Below are 15,100 nucleotides of genomic sequence, written 5' to 3'. Positions count from 1 at the left end.
GTAACTCAAGCTTTATTTTTCCTAAATGATATCTTTACTTTTTCTTTGAAGATTTCACTTCTTCGCCTTTACCGTCTTGAGGCATCATATTTTTTTCAATAAATGCTTTGGCTTTTATACCGCTTAGTACTTCATCCATTATAGTATAAGGAGAGAAACTTGGAGGAATAGAACGAGGAGGATATTGTTTGAATGTCTCAGCAAATGTTACTACCTCTGCAATGTTTCCATATGCTAACTGTACGTGATTTAAAATCCAATCCCAATATGTATTAGAGGTAATATCTGCTCTTTCATAAGGATCTTGATATAAATTGAATATTTTTTGCAATCTCAATTTAGTAAATGGTTCAGCCCATACTCCTAAAGTTCCTCCCAAACGTTGTTCTGCATAAACAAATTTATAATCGCCTTGTCGCATACCTACAAGCAATCCATCATCATCAGAATAAAAGAATTTATCTCTGGAACTTTTAGCTGTCCCCTTAAGCATAGCTGCCTGATCAAATCCATCAAGATGTACTTTATAGCTTTTACCATTTGCATTGTATCCTGTTAAAAGCTTTTTCACCAAATCAGGTTCTCCAGCAATAGAAGCTAAGGTTGGTATCCAGTCATTATGTGACATTAATTCGTTGCTAATTTGTCCAGGTTTAATTATGCCAGGCCAGCGGACAAGACATGGTACACGAAATGCTCCCTCCCAGTTTGTATTTTTTTCGGAACGGAAAGGTGTCATCGCTCCATCTGGCCAGCTGTTCATGTGAGGACCATTATCTGTAGAATATACCACGATTGTATTATTAGCAATTCCTAAATCGTCTAATGCTTTTAATAGTTCTCCAACCGTCATATCATGCTCAATCATACCGTCAATATACTCGCTGTCGCCATGAGTATATTTACCTCTATGCTCTGCTCTAACGTGTGTACGCAAGTGCATACGCGTTCCATTCCACCACACAAAAAATGGCTTTCCTGCTGCATGTTGTCTTTTGATAAAATCAATGGCAGCTGCTGAAGTTTCGTCATCTACAGTTTCCATTCTTTTCTTTGTAAGAGGTCCAGTATCTTCAATTCTTTGTTTTCCAATTTTTCCAAAACGAGGATCAACAGTCCCATCATCTGTACTTGTGGCAGTACATTTTAAAACACCTCTTGGACCAAATTTTGCCAAATAAGCTGGATCTTTAGGATAATCTGGTAATTCTGGTTCTTCTTCTGCATTTAAATGATAAAGATTTCCAAAAAATTCATCAAAACCATTTACTGTCGGAAGGTTTTCATTTCTATCACCTACGTGGTTTTTACCAAACTGCCCCGTAGCATAGCCCAGATTTTTCATGATACCGCCAATAGAAGGATCTAATTGGCTCATACCCATTGGTGCGCCAGGATATCCTACTTTAGTTAAGCCGGTACGAATACCATGTTGGCCTGTCAAAAAAGCCGCTCTTCCAGCTGTACAGCTTTGTTCTCCATAATATTGCAAAAATCTCGTTCCTTCGTTTGCTATACGATCAATATTTGGTGTGGTATACCCCATTAATCCATCACTATAGGCACTGATATTACTTATACCGATATCATCTCCCCAGATAATAAGAATATTTGGTTTTTTATTGTCCTGAGCTTTCACCTGAACAACTGTGAAGCATACTAATGCAAAGAGCATTACGGCATTTCTAAATTTACTTTGTTTCATGGTAACTAAGATTTATTAATAATTCATTTTATCGTGGTTTATGTAAAAATCAAATTGTATTTCTACCTAATCAAGGAGAAAAATAACCGTATTAAAAAACAATTTCTTAGAACATTTTAACTGCGGAGTGCGGCGATAATTTCCAGCAGTTATTTTTTAACGTTTTGTTAAGTATTTCAAAATTAAGTAATAAAAAGCCGAATTATCTTATTTTTAAGGCGATACGTTGTTGCAAATTATAACTTGCAACATCAAAAAGGCTTAATTTTACTCTACGATGCTGCATTTTCTAGTCTAAACCTTAAAAATTTATAAAAATTAGAAAGCAACGCTTTTTGAATTTATTTGAAAATTAAAACCAGAAGTCTTTTTTGGATGACTTTTATAAAACAAAAAAGCCACCCGATTATCGGATGGCTTTTAAAAAATATGGTTGTCTTTTTACAGAAACTATTCTATCTCAGAAACTCTCATGGTGTTAACCATTCCTTTTTCTTTAATTGGCATTGCTGCAAGATTAATTAAATAATCTCCTTTTGAAGCATAACCTTTTTCAACAGCAATTTGGTTTACATCTGTCACAGTATCATCTGTACTTTCCTCATTATCATAGAAGAATGATTTAACTCCCCATAATAGATTTAATTGAGTTAAGATTCTTCTGTTTGAAGTAAATACTAAAATATGTGCTGTTGATGGTCTCCATGCTGAAATTTGAAAAGCTGTATAACCGCTGTTTGTTAAAGTACAAATTGCTTTAGCTTCAATTTCATTTGCTAATAAAGCCGCTTGGTGACAAACTGTTTTAGTAACAAAACGTTTTGTTTTAATCTGCGGTGTATTTTGCGGCACCTGAATTAGCGGAGAATCCTCAACTGCTTCACAGATTTGCGTCATTCTTTGAATAACTTGTACAGGATAGTTTCCTGTTGCAGTTTCTCCAGACAACATTACAGCATCTGCACCGTCCATTACTGAGTTAGCAACGTCATTTACTTCTGCTCTAGTTGGAGTCAAACTTGTAATCATTGTCTCCATCATTTGTGTAGCAACGATAACTGGAATTCTAGCCGTTTTAGCTCTACGGATCAAATCTTTTTGTACCAATGGAACTTCGTGAGCAGGAAGCTCAACACCTAGATCTCCACGAGCAACCATTAATCCATCACAATATGCTACAATTTTGTCCATATTCTCAAGAGCTTCCGGCATTTCAATTTTCGCAATAATTGGAATTTTAACTTCTGAATGCTTAGCGATAAGTTCTTGTAAATCTTGTAAATCGCGAGGAGTTTTCACAAATGAAAGTGCGATCCAGTCTACTTTTTGCTCAATAGCAAAAATCGCATCTGCAATATCTTTTTCTGTTAAAGCTGGCAAAGAGATTTTTGTGTTTGGAAGATTAACTCCTTTTTTAGATTTTAATTCTCCACCCTGAATAACTTTAGCAACAACTTCTGTCTTTTTATCTGTAGAAACGATTTCAAAAATAAGTTTACCATCGTCAAGCAAAATACGCTCTCCAACATTCACATCATTTGGGAAATTTTGATATTTCATAAATGCTTTTTTCGCATTTCCGATAATATCTTCTGCTGTTGTGAAAGTAATTTCATCACCATCATGTACAACAGTTCCTTCTTCCATCACACCCACTCTAAGTTTTGGTCCTTGCAAATCTCCAAGAATTGCTGTCGTGTAACCAAACTCTTCGTTTAATCCTCTAATGATATCGATTTTTTCCTTTACTCCTTCGTAATCAGCATGCGAAAAATTGATTCTAAACACATTAACCCCTGCTTCGATCATGTCTTTAATGATCTCTCTTGTACTACAGGCAGGCCCAAGTGTAGCAACAATTTTGGTTTTCTTGTTTGTTAACATTTTTTTTAAAAAATTAGATTGTTTTTTGATTTTATTTTATTGGTATCTACAGCATAAATTGCTGCAATACTTTCTATTGAATTTAATTTTTGCTGAATTTCTGAAAAATCAACAGCCTCTTCGCTATTATCAATTTTCAGGAAAAAATCTACCTTTTTGAATTCAGGAAGTAAATGAATTGTTGTAGAAACCTCACTTGTTTCATTAGAAAACAAATTCTGGAAATCATTTGTACTCACAGAAATGATCTCATTTTTATTCTGAATCAAATTCCATGAAACAGCTTTCTCAGAATCATAATAATAAAATCTCGAAAAATTTGCCTCACCTTCTTTAGTTTGAGCATGGATCTCGTTTTTGCTCTTACTTAAGTTAATCGGAAGGTTCTTATTGATAAAATAGGCTAGTCTATAATCTTCTAATGAAGTATGAATTGCCATTAAATAATAATCAATTTCGTCAAATTCGTCTAAATCCAATCTATGAATAGCCATGTCATGAAAAATCAAGTTGTAAATATACTATTTCTTACGGAGCATAAATAGTTATAAGCAGCTTGTTTTTATTAATTTATAAACGAAAACGATTTAGCATTAAGAAAATTACTTATATTTTGTAATTATTTCTTGTCAATTTTTTCCTGAAATGCAAAATAAGCTCTTTGTGAAGCTTTTTCTTCTGCTTTCTTTTTTGAAGTTGCACGCGCTCTTGCGACAACTTTATCGTCTATACTTAATTTGACACCAAACAAGCGTTGTCCGTCAATACCATTATCTTCAAAAATGTCGTAATGAAAGATTCTCTTTTCTTTCTGACACCATTCGATAACTAAACTTTTGTAACTAATTACTTTTCCTTCAAGTCGTGCAATATCGACATATGGAGTAACTACTCTTTTTTGAATAAAGCGTTCGCAATACGAATATCCTTTATCTAAATAAATAGCTCCAATCAGCGATTCGAAAATATTACCGTGGATATTTTCTCCAAAATGCTGCACTGGTACTTTACTTTCTACAAAACGTACTAAATTCAAATCTTTACCAAGTTCATTTAAATGCTCACGGCTTACGATTTTTGAACGCATTTTTGTTAAATAACCTTCATCTCCATTTGGCGCCTTATTAAATAAATGCGCTGCAATTACAGCACTTAACATAGCATCTCCTAAAAATTCTAAACGCTCATAATTGATAGGATGACCTGCTTCATCTAATTTATTTGAGGACCTATGGGTAAAGGCTTTCCTGTAAAATTCTATATTTACAGGCTGAAAACCAAGAATTTTCTGAATAGTGTCAAAAAAAATCCCGTCTTCTAGAGAACGGGATTTAGAAAATATTTTTTTGATAATATTCATATCCGAAAATTACTCAGCAATTTTTTTAAACAATACACATGCATTGTGTCCGCCAAAACCAAAAGTATTGCTCATAGCAACATTTACCTCTCTTTTTTGAGGTTTGTTTAAGGTAAGATTCAATGAAGGATCGATATTCTCATCTACAACTGTATGGTTAATCGTTGGAGGAACAATACCATGTTTCATTGCCAAAATAGAAGCAATTGCTTCGATAGCTCCGGCAGCTCCAAGTAAATGTCCTGTCATAGATTTTGTAGAGTTGATGTTGATTGTTTTTGCATGATCTCCAAAAACAGCACTGATCGCTTTTAACTCAGCAACGTCTCCTAACGGAGTAGATGTTCCATGAGTATTGATATGATCTACATCTTCAGGATTCATTCCAGCGTCTCTTAACGTATTTTTCATTACCGCAATAACTCCAATTCCTTCCGGATGTGGTGCTGTTAAGTGGTAAGCATCAGAAGACATTCCGCCTCCGCCAATTTCGCAGTAAATTTTTGCGCCTCTGGCTTTTGCGTGTTCGTAATCTTCAAGAACTAAAGCTCCTGCTCCTTCTCCTAAAACAAAACCATCTCTGGTTGCATCAAAAGGTCTTGAAGCTGTTTCTGGGCTCTCGTTTCTTGTAGACAAAGCATGCATAGAGTTAAAACCTCCCATACCAGCGATGGTAATTGCAGCTTCTGAACCACCAGAAACAATAACATCACACATTCCTAAACGAATGTAATTGAAAGCGTCTATTAATGCATTTGCAGAAGATGCACATGCAGAAACCGTAGTATAATTTGGTCCCATATAACCATTACGCATAGAAATATGCGCAGGAGCGATATCGGCAATCATTTTTGGAATAAAAAACGGATTGAACTTTGGAGTTCCGTCACCTTTAGCGTAATAAATTACTTCTTCCTGAAAAGTTTCTAAACCTCCAATTCCTGCTCCCCAGATAACACCAACTCTTGTTTTATCGATATTATCATTTGTAAGTCCAGCATCTTTAATAGCTTCGTCACTGGCAGCAATTGCATATTGAGCAAATTTATCTAATCTACGAGATTCCTTACGATCCATGTAATCTTCAATATTGAAGTTTTTCACTTCGCAGGCAAATTTCGTTTTATGCTTCTCTGTATCATAATATGTGATAGGAGCGGCTCCGCTTACCCCATTCACAAGTGCATCCCAATACTCCTGGATATTATTCCCGATAGGAGTAAGTGCACCTAATCCTGTTACAACAACTCGCCTTAATGCCATAAATATGTATTTTGTGTCTTTAAACAAATAAAACCCATTGCTATCTTAATTGTATTGCTACTTAAGAGCCATGGGTATTACAATATAAATATATCTTTTTGATTGAAAATCAATCTAAATTTAAATTTTAAAAAATAATAACACCCGACTTTTAACAAATTTCAAGTTTCAAAAAAACAAATTCCAATTTGGAATTTGGTCCCGAAGCTTCGGGATTAAAAATTGGGATTTTTAAAAATCGGGTGTGGTATTATTATTTTTTAGCTTCCTCGATATAAGAAATAGCTTGACCTACAGTAGCAATGTTTTCTGCTTGATCGTCTGGAATTTGAATATCAAATTCTTTTTCGAATTCCATAATAAGCTCAACAGTGTCTAATGAGTCAGCTCCCAAATCATTAGTGAAGCTTGCTTCTGTTACAACTTCGTTTTCGTCAACACCTAATTTGTCTACGATAATCGCTTTTACTCTTGATGCAATGTCTGACATAATCTTTAATTTTAGAATTTAATTTGTTGGCAAAAATAAAAAACTTTATTTTAAAACAACTATTTAGTTTATAAATGTGACACTAATTTATAAAATTAATTTCAAGAAAGGTCTTTTAAAGCTATTTATTTTCGATTTTTATTCCGTTTTTTGCATTCTCAAAATAAATTCTATTATGAAAAAAATTATCGTTTTTGCCTCAGGATCAGGAACTAACGCAGAAAACATTATAAAATATTTTTCGGAGATCGAAATCGCCAAGGTCGTTTCGGTTTTTACAAATAATGCTTCGGCAAAAGTTATTGAAAGAGCAAAAAATCATCAAATTCCAGTCGAAATCTTCTCAAAAAATGAACTTTTAGAGAGAAACGTACTACAAAAAATACAAAAAATCGACCCGGATTTGATCGTTCTTGCAGGTTTCTTATTGAAATTTCCGGAAAACATAATCGAACAATATCCAAACAAAATAATCAACATACATCCGGCACTTTTACCTAAATATGGAGGTAAAGGAATGTACGGCATGCACATACACAGAGCAATCGTTAATAATAAAGAAAAAGAAACCGGAATCTCTATTCATTATGTAAATGAAAATTACGACGAAGGAGGGATTATTTTTCAAACAAACGTATCATTAACAGACGAAGACACGCCAGAAACAGTCGCAGAAAAGATTCATGAATTAGAACAAAAACATTTTCCACAAATAATTCAGACTATCTTAGAACAATAAATTGTTTAGATTATCAGACTTCTTAGATTTTATGTCTTTATTTTAAATAATTAAAAGTCTAAAAAATCCAGGAAGTCTTTTGTCTAAGAAGTCTAGAAGCTAATAATCTAAGAAGCCTTAAATGAATCACGAAGTACATATATATACAGACGGCGCTGCAAAAGGAAATCCGGGAAATGGCGGCTATGGCGTGGTGATGGAATTAGTTGGAACACCACACAAAAAAGAATTCTACGAAGGATTTCGCCTTACTACCAATAATAGAATGGAGCTTCTGGCAGTAATAGTAGGCTTAGAGAAATTAAAAAAAACAAATATGAAAGTCCTTGTAATTTCTGATTCTAAATATGTTGTTGATTCTGTCGAGAAGAAATGGGTCTTGGGCTGGGAGAAAAAGAAATTTGCAGGCAGAAAGAATCCGGATTTATGGAAACGTTTTTTAATTGCTTACAGAAAACATCAGGTCGATTTTAAATGGATAAAAGGCCACAACAATCATCCGCAAAACGAACGCTGTGATGAACTTGCCGTTATGGCATCCATGCAGCCCAAACTTTCTATAGATGTTTATTATGAAACTATAGGGTCTAAAGAATAACCAAAACGCGTTTAAAGCAATTGCCTTAAACGCGTTTTTAATTACTAATTTAAAACTACTTATTCTTTATCTAAATCTTTTGCTCTCTGAAATCCCACAAGCAAACCAACACCAGACATTGTAATAATTGTTGCCGGATAAATAACATCCGAATTCATTTGGGTATAAGTTGAAAGAAGCAAAGCGATAAAAAATCCAGCTCCAATTCCGATTAAAAGAAAAGCGGTATTTAAAATAAAGATTTTCCATGCCGGAACCCCGTTCGTTTTTCCTTTTAAAAAAATACTGGCATCAACCCCTTTTTCTATAAGAGCTAGACGTTCTCTGTGACGTGTTGAATAAATAAGATAAACGATTCCGAAGATCATTAGAAAAAAACTGATTGGGATTAAAATTTTAGCATCCATAATATTTTACTTTTTAATTGATTGATACTCCATATGACGAGGCTTTTTAAATTCAGGTTACAAGTTTTGGTGAAAAATTTCATTTTTTAAATTCCTATTATCAAAAACTACTGATAATCAGTTAATTTTGAATGTGTTTCATGACACAAACTTTGTCAAAGCTTTAAACTTTGACAAAGTTCAAAAAGCCAATTGGAATTTGGAATTTAAAAATTTGAATTTTTTGCTAAAACTTGTAACCTAAAATAATAAACTGTCGTCCTATATAATATGAGTACAATAAATGATCAGCATTATATCGATAAAGTTTTGCAAGGCGACACAAATGCGTTTGCAACACTTGTTGATCGTTATAAAGACATGATCTTTAGTTTAGCGCTCAAAATGGTTAAGAACCGGGAAGAGGCAGAAGAAGTCGCGCAAGATACTTTCATCAAGATCTATAGTTCGCTTTCTAAATTTAAAGGCGATTCTAAATTTTCGACCTGGATTTATAAAATCGCTTATAATACTTGTCTGGACAGATTAAAGAAAAGCAAAAAAGAAGATTCTAATATTTCTATAGATGAGTTTTCGGCACATTTAATCAAAACAATGGACAATGCTTTGAATGCTTTGGAAGAAAAAGAACGAAAGCAAACCATTCAGAAATCTTTAAATTTATTACCAAGTGACGAAAATTTTCTTTTAACCTTATTTTATTTTGATGATCAGAATTTAGAAGAAATTGGAAAAATAATGAATATATCGGCCAACAATGCGAAAGTAAAATTATTTAGAAGCCGACAAAAATTAGCCGTAATTTTGAGACAGCAGTTAGAACCCGAAATAATAGAATGTTATGAAAGAGAGCGATAAAAACATAGAACAACTTATTAGTAAAATGATGAAGGAAGACCAACTGCAGTCGCCTTCAATAGATTTTACTTCAAAAATAATGTCTGAAGTTTTACTATTAGAAGAGAAAAAACTTAAAAACTACAAACCTTTAATCTCTAAACCTGTCTGGTTTTTTATCGGGACGGCTTTAATCGCCTTAATCATTTATATATCTCTTTTTTCAGGAGCACAAAACAACCTGGAAACTGGAAAATTATATACAGACAAAATCGCAGATGCATTTTCAGGAATTCATTTTTCTAAAAATATAATGTATGCTCTTTTAATTGTTCCTTTTATGATCCTGATTCAGATTGGGGTTTTGAAGAATTATTTTGATAAGAAATATGAATTGTAAAATTGTTAAAAAAAATTAGTTTACCAATGATCTGTTTATTTGTCTCATTTTTGCAGAGTTCATTAAATCTAAAAAAATGATACAGAAAACCATCACTCCCAAAGATAAAATTGCGAATCTTTCTTTTGAGATTCCAAAGAATTATGTTGGAAAAGCATTAGAAGAAATTGTTGATTATATTGCTTTCGAAAAAAAACAACCTTTAAACGCTGTTAAAATTGGTAACGGAATAAACAAAGCATGAATAAAATAATTCAAAATCCTTTGATTTATTCTCAATGTGAAAACTTGCCAACTAAAATATATAGGGAAACCACTTATAAAACCTGGCTGATCATTTTTAAAGTTAAAAATAAGCATATTACAATTCTTGGTGTTTTAAGTGGAAAAAGAAAAACTTCTTCATTCAGAAAGCTTATATAAAAATACTGATTTTTTACAAAATAATCCTTGCAATTTAAATCCGGAAAACATATTTTAAGCACTCAATACATTCAAATTTAACCCATTCATTTACAATAGTTTTAGCCCCGAAAACGATATTCTTTTTTTATGAAAATTTTGAGAACCTAAACCGTTGCAATATTGTAACTTATGGAGTATCTTTGCACCCTAATTCGAAATTCATAAAATGAATAAATTATTGATTGTTGGAACAGTTGCTTTCGACGCGATTGAAACTCCTTTCGGAAAAACAGATAAAATATTAGGCGGTGCTGCAACGTATATTGGTTTATCAGCATCCTTTTTTAACTTGCAATCGGCCATTGTTTCTGTAGTTGGCGACGATTTTCCTCAAGAACATTTAGATCTATTAACTTCAAGAAATATTGATATCTCCGGTATCGAAATTGTAAAAGGCGGTAAAACGTTTTTTTGGAGTGGTTTATACCACAACGATTTAAATTCTAGAGACACTCTTGTAACTGAATTAAACGTTTTAGCTGATTTTCAGCCAAAAGTTCCTCAAAATTACAAAGATGCTGATGTTGTGATGCTAGGAAACCTGCATCCGTTAGTACAAAGCAGTGTTTTAGATCAATTAGAGAAAAAACCAAAATTAGTTGTTTTAGACACAATGAATTTTTGGATGGACTGCGCTCTTCCGGAATTACTAGACGTTATTAAACGTGTAGATGTTATCACAATCAATGACGAAGAAGCAAGACAACTTTCTGGTGAATATTCATTAGTAAAAGCTGCTGCCAAAATCCAGGACATGGGACCAAAATATGTGGTGATCAAAAAAGGAGAACACGGAGCACTTTTATTCCACAACAGAGAAGTATTCTTTGCACCAGCTTTACCATTAGAAGATGTTTTTGATCCAACCGGAGCCGGAGACACATTCGCAGGTGGTTTCTCTGGATTTATAGCACAAAGCGAAAACATTTCGTTTGGCAACATGAAAAATGCAATAATTTACGGTTCTAATTTAGCTTCGTTCTGCGTAGAGAAATTTGGAACTGAAAGGATGGAAACATTAAGCAAAGCCGAAGTAGCGATTCGATTACAGCAATTTAAGTCGTTAACTCAGTTTGACATAGAAATATAATGCCCAAGAGCCTCGATAAAACGGGGCTTTTTTATTACGTTAATACACACAACTTACAACACAACAAAAAAAAATAAAAAAACAATGAGCGACGCTTTAAAACACGAATGTGGTATAGCCTTAGTAAGACTTCTTAAACCGCTTGAATATTATAAAGAAAAATACGGAACTGCTTTCTACGGAATTCAGAAAATGTATTTAATGATGGAAAAACAGCATAACCGTGGACAAGACGGTGCTGGTTTTGCAAGCATTAAACTGGATGTTGAACCTGGACAACGCTACATAAGCAGGGTTCGTTCAAATCACTCACAGCCTATACAAGATGTTTTTAAACAAATCAATGAGAGAATCAGTGAAGAATTAAAAGCACAGCCTGAAATTGGTGACGACATCAACAAAATAAAATCAGAAATCCCGTATGTAGGCGAATTGTTTTTAGGACACGTTCGTTACGGAACTTTCGGAAAAAACAGCATCGAAAGCGTTCACCCATTTTTGCGTCAAAGCAACTGGATGCATCGCAATTTGATTTTGGCCGGAAACTTTAATATGACTAATGTTAAAGAACTTTTTGAAAATCTGGTTGAACTTGGACAGCATCCAAAAGAAATGGCCGACACTGTTACCGTAATGGAAAAAATTGGCCACTTCCTTGACAAGGAAGTAATGCAGTTATACCAAGACTGTAAAGCAGAAGGTTACTCAAAAAGAGAAGCTTCGCCGGTAATTGCAGAGCGCCTGGATATTGCAAAAATATTAACCCGTTCAGCTAAAAATTTAGATGGTGGATATGCAATGGCCGGTTTATTAGGTCATGGTGACGCATTTGTATTTAGAGATCCAGCCGGAATTCGTCCAGCGTATTTTTATCAAGATGATGAAGTAGTGGTAGTAGCTTCTGAAAGACCTGTTATTCAAACTGTATTTAATGTTCCGTTTGAAAGTGTTCAGGAAATTGAACCAGGAAACGCTTTGATCATCAAAAAAAGCGGAAAAGTTTCTATGAATCAAATCTTAGAACCGACCGTAAAAAAAGCTTGTTCATTTGAAAGAATTTATTTCTCAAGAGGAAGTGATGCTGAAATTTATCAGGAACGTAAAAACTTAGGTAAATTAATTTTACCAGCAGTTCTTAAAGCAATTGACAGCGATACAGACAATACTGTTTTCTCATATATTCCTAATACAGCTGAAACTTCATTTTATGGTTTAGTAGAAGCTGCTCAGGATTTCTTAAACCAAAGAAAGAACAATTATATTTTAGAAAACAGAAACACGCTTACTGCCGAAACACTTCAGGAACTTTTAGCTGTAAAAATACGTACAGAGAAAGTTGCCATTAAAGATGCTAAACTTAGAACTTTTATAACCGAAGACAGCAGTCGCGATGATTTAGTTGCCCACGTATATGATGTTACATACGGTGTAATTAAACCAGAAGACAATTTGGTTATTATTGACGATAGTATCGTACGTGGTACTACCTTAAAAATGAGCATCATTAAAATGATGGATCGTTTAAAACCAAAACGTATTGTAATCGTTTCATCGGCACCGCAAATTCGTTATCCGGATTGCTATGGTATTGATATGGCAAAACTAGAAGGCCTTGTAGCTTTTAGAGCCGCACTGACATTATTAAAAGAAAGAAACTTATATCACATAGTTGACGAAGTTTATGCTAAATGTAAAGCACAAGAAAACTTTGAAGACAAGGATGTTGTAAATTATGTAACGGCGATTTACGATCAATTTACTCCAGAAGAAATTTCAGATAAAATTGCCGAGATGTTGAGCTCTCCGGAAATTAACGCCGAAGTAAAAATTATTTTCCAAAAAGTTGAAGATTTACACATTGCCTGTCCTAAAAATCTTGGCGACTGGTATTTTACAGGTGACTATCCTACCCCGGGAGGAAATCGTGTTGTAAACCGTGCTTTTATGAATTTCTACGAAGGAAAAGATGCAAGAGCTTATTAAAAAAGTATTAACAAAAGGTTAAATAGTGCATTTCATCGGTTTTTTTTGCCGTTCATCCTGTTTGTTTGGTGAAATTGAAAAGCTACAATACTTTTGAGAAACCATAACATTAGTAGGTTAAGTTTATGGTAGATTTGGGGCAAAAAGGGTGGAAGCAATTCCACCTTTTTTATTGGAATAAACTCAAGTATTTCAATTTTAACACTTTACTTCTCACTTTGTCGGATATTTTTACCTTTCGTCTAAAAAGTTTTTTTCATAAAATTAGCTGCCATACATTTACTAGACCATAACATTAGTAGGTTAAGTTTATGGTAGATTTGGGGCAAAAAAGGCGGAAGAGATTCCGCCTTTTTTATTTTCTTTTTTTAAGAAAAAAGAAGAAAGACTATAGACAAAATATAAGACACAAAAAAAGACGAGCACTAGGCACTCGTCTTTTTTCTATATTCTATTCTCTTTTTTAGACTATTTGTCTAAAGCAAATCTTCTAGCCACTTCTGTCCAGTTAATTACACTGAAGAAAGCTTCAATATAATCTGGTCTTCTGTTTTGGTAGTTTAAGTAGTAAGCGTGCTCCCAAACATCCATTCCTAAGATTGGAGTTCCACCATTGCCAGCAACTTCCGGCATTAATGGATTGTCTTGATTTGGAGTACCTACAACTTCTAATTTTCCTCCTTTTTGTACTGTTAACCAAGCCCATCCTGAACCAAATTGAGTTGCTCCAGCTTTAGCAAATTTTGCTTTAAACTCTTCGAAAGTTCCAAAAGAAGCTTCGATAGCAGCTAATAAATCTCCAGTTGGCAATCCGCCTCCGTTTGGAGACATTACAGTCCAGAATAAATTGTGGTTGTAAAAACCTCCACCATTGTTACGAACTGCAGCGTTAGATTTATCTAAGTTGATTAAGATATTTTCGATTGTTTTTCCCTCTAAATCTGTTCCAGCAATAGCAGCGTTAAGATTTGTTGTGTATGCATTGTGGTGCTTTGTATGATGGATTTCCATTGTACGTGCATCAATATGTGGTTCTAATGCATCATATGCATAAGGTAATTGTGGTAATTCAAAAGCCATGATATAATAATTTTTATGGTTTATAATAATTTATCCCAAATTTAGACATTTAACTTTGGAATTGAAAATACTATTTCGTTATAATTCAATTTAATTAATCGATAAATCGATTTTTTTTAAGTTAAATACTTGAAATTCTTTATTTTCCATTAAAAGTAGTCATCGTATTTTCTAATCCGGCAGTGCCAAAAGATTTTATAATTTCTGCTGAAGTTTCTAAACGTTCCGGCAATTTTGAGTTTTCGTCGTCATTCCATTCTCCTAAAACATAATCTATCTGCTGTCCTTTTTTGAACTGATCGCTGATTCCAAATCTAAATCGGGTATATTGTTGTGTATTCAGAACAAGATTGATGTTTTTTAATCCGTTATGACCGCCGTCGCTTCCTTTGGGCTTAATTCTGATCGTTCCGAATGACAGGTTTAAATCGTCTGTAATGACCAGAATATTTTCTAACGGAATATTTTCTTTGTCCATCCAGTATTTTACTGCTTTTCCGCTCAGGTTCATGTATGTATTCGGTTTAAGCAGAAGAAAAGTCCTTCCTTTAAATTTATATTCTGCCAGTGAGCCCAGCTTTACGGTTTCGAATGAAAGGCTTTCTTTTTTAGCTAAAAAATCTAATACTTTAAATCCGATATTGTGTCTGGTATTTACGTATTCAGCACCAATATTTCCTAAACCAACGATTAAATATTTCTTCATATTATCTATGTTCTCTTCTTTTTGTGTTGATGAAAACAGTTTTGTTATCCATTTTATCATGCTTGCAAAAGTAAGATTAATTAGAGAATGTGG

The 15,100-nt window shown here is 33.7% G+C and carries 16 protein-coding genes; 7 read left to right on the top strand and 9 right to left on the bottom strand.

Annotated elements, in window-relative coordinates:
* Nucleotides 1-34: 34 nt before the first annotated feature.
* The 6 genes from BKM63_RS06725 to BKM63_RS06700 form a co-directional block, all read right to left on the bottom strand.
* Nucleotides 35-1,705: an arylsulfatase gene (locus tag BKM63_RS06725; RefSeq protein WP_071635857.1), complete on the bottom strand. Its 1,671-nt coding sequence runs from the start codon at nucleotides 1,703-1,705 to the stop codon at nucleotides 35-37.
* Nucleotides 1,706-2,155: 450 nt separating this feature from the next.
* Nucleotides 2,156-3,589 carry a pyruvate kinase gene (gene pyk / locus BKM63_RS06720; RefSeq protein ID WP_071635856.1) on the bottom strand — a complete coding sequence of 478 codons (1,434 nt, stop codon included), beginning with the start codon at nucleotides 3,587-3,589 and terminating at the stop codon, nucleotides 2,156-2,158.
* 5 nt (nucleotides 3,590-3,594) lie between these two features.
* Nucleotides 3,595-4,083 (bottom strand): IPExxxVDY family protein, encoded by a 489-nt coding sequence (locus tag BKM63_RS06715; RefSeq protein WP_012023224.1) that lies wholly within the window; start codon nucleotides 4,081-4,083, stop codon nucleotides 3,595-3,597.
* A gap of 125 nt (nucleotides 4,084-4,208) precedes the next feature.
* Nucleotides 4,209-4,949, bottom strand: a complete 741-nt coding sequence (gene rnc / locus BKM63_RS06710) for a ribonuclease III (protein WP_071635855.1) — start codon at nucleotides 4,947-4,949, stop codon at nucleotides 4,209-4,211.
* A gap of 9 nt (nucleotides 4,950-4,958) precedes the next feature.
* On the bottom strand, nucleotides 4,959-6,212 hold the full coding sequence (gene fabF, locus BKM63_RS06705; protein WP_071635854.1) for a beta-ketoacyl-ACP synthase II: 1,254 nt from the start codon (nucleotides 6,210-6,212) through the stop codon (nucleotides 4,959-4,961).
* Nucleotides 6,213-6,465: 253 nt separating this feature from the next.
* Nucleotides 6,466-6,702, bottom strand: a complete 237-nt coding sequence (locus tag BKM63_RS06700; protein WP_007137004.1) for an acyl carrier protein — start codon at nucleotides 6,700-6,702, stop codon at nucleotides 6,466-6,468.
* A gap of 175 nt (nucleotides 6,703-6,877) precedes the next feature.
* Here BKM63_RS06700 and purN point away from each other — a divergent pair, with 175 nt between their 5' ends.
* Together purN and rnhA are read left to right on the top strand one after the other, a co-directional pair.
* Entirely contained in the window at nucleotides 6,878-7,441 is a 564-nt protein-coding gene (gene purN / locus BKM63_RS06695) for a phosphoribosylglycinamide formyltransferase (RefSeq protein WP_071635853.1), read from the top strand.
* Between the two features lie 121 nt (nucleotides 7,442-7,562).
* Nucleotides 7,563-8,039, top strand: coding sequence for a ribonuclease HI (gene rnhA, locus BKM63_RS06690; RefSeq protein WP_071635852.1), 477 nt, complete (start codon nucleotides 7,563-7,565; stop codon nucleotides 8,037-8,039).
* A 59-nt stretch (nucleotides 8,040-8,098) separates the two neighbouring features.
* Here rnhA and BKM63_RS06685 read toward each other — a convergent pair whose 3' ends face one another.
* Nucleotides 8,099-8,446, bottom strand: coding sequence for a DUF6249 domain-containing protein (locus BKM63_RS06685; RefSeq protein ID WP_071635851.1), 348 nt, complete (start codon nucleotides 8,444-8,446; stop codon nucleotides 8,099-8,101).
* A gap of 270 nt (nucleotides 8,447-8,716) precedes the next feature.
* On the opposite strand from BKM63_RS06685, the gene BKM63_RS06680 reads away from it, so the two are divergent.
* From BKM63_RS06680 to BKM63_RS06660, 5 genes are all read left to right on the top strand, one after another.
* Nucleotides 8,717-9,304 (top strand): RNA polymerase sigma factor, encoded by a 588-nt coding sequence (locus BKM63_RS06680; protein ID WP_071635850.1) that lies wholly within the window; start codon nucleotides 8,717-8,719, stop codon nucleotides 9,302-9,304.
* The gene (locus BKM63_RS06675; RefSeq protein ID WP_071635849.1) at nucleotides 9,288-9,683 is read left to right on the top strand and encodes a hypothetical protein; all 396 of its coding nucleotides are present in this window, start codon (nucleotides 9,288-9,290) and stop codon (nucleotides 9,681-9,683) included. The genes BKM63_RS06680 and BKM63_RS06675 overlap by 17 nt, the downstream gene beginning before the upstream one ends.
* A 76-nt stretch (nucleotides 9,684-9,759) precedes the next feature.
* Nucleotides 9,760-9,927, top strand: a complete 168-nt coding sequence (locus tag BKM63_RS23615) for a hypothetical protein (RefSeq protein ID WP_165608759.1) — start codon at nucleotides 9,760-9,762, stop codon at nucleotides 9,925-9,927.
* Between the two features lie 387 nt (nucleotides 9,928-10,314).
* Nucleotides 10,315-11,238, top strand: a complete 924-nt coding sequence (locus BKM63_RS06665; protein ID WP_071635847.1) for a PfkB family carbohydrate kinase — start codon at nucleotides 10,315-10,317, stop codon at nucleotides 11,236-11,238.
* 84 nt (nucleotides 11,239-11,322) lie between these two features.
* Nucleotides 11,323-13,221 carry an amidophosphoribosyltransferase gene (locus BKM63_RS06660; protein WP_071635846.1) on the top strand — a complete coding sequence of 633 codons (1,899 nt, stop codon included), beginning with the start codon at nucleotides 11,323-11,325 and terminating at the stop codon, nucleotides 13,219-13,221.
* 468 nt (nucleotides 13,222-13,689) lie between these two features.
* On the opposite strand, the gene BKM63_RS06655 is transcribed toward BKM63_RS06660, so the two are convergent.
* Both BKM63_RS06655 and pth read right to left on the bottom strand, forming a co-directional pair.
* Nucleotides 13,690-14,301: a superoxide dismutase gene (locus BKM63_RS06655; protein ID WP_035646435.1), complete on the bottom strand. Its 612-nt coding sequence runs from the start codon at nucleotides 14,299-14,301 to the stop codon at nucleotides 13,690-13,692.
* Between the two features lie 139 nt (nucleotides 14,302-14,440).
* Nucleotides 14,441-15,067 carry an aminoacyl-tRNA hydrolase gene (gene pth, locus BKM63_RS06650; RefSeq protein WP_071635845.1) on the bottom strand — a complete coding sequence of 209 codons (627 nt, stop codon included), beginning with the start codon at nucleotides 15,065-15,067 and terminating at the stop codon, nucleotides 14,441-14,443.
* Nucleotides 15,068-15,100 lie beyond the last annotated feature (33 nt).

Origin of the sequence: Flavobacterium johnsoniae, from assembly GCF_001879205.1 — a bacterium.
Taxonomy (GTDB): Bacteria; Bacteroidota; Bacteroidia; order Flavobacteriales; family Flavobacteriaceae; genus Flavobacterium; species Flavobacterium johnsoniae_A.
This window is presented reverse-complemented; position numbering and strand designations above follow the sequence as displayed.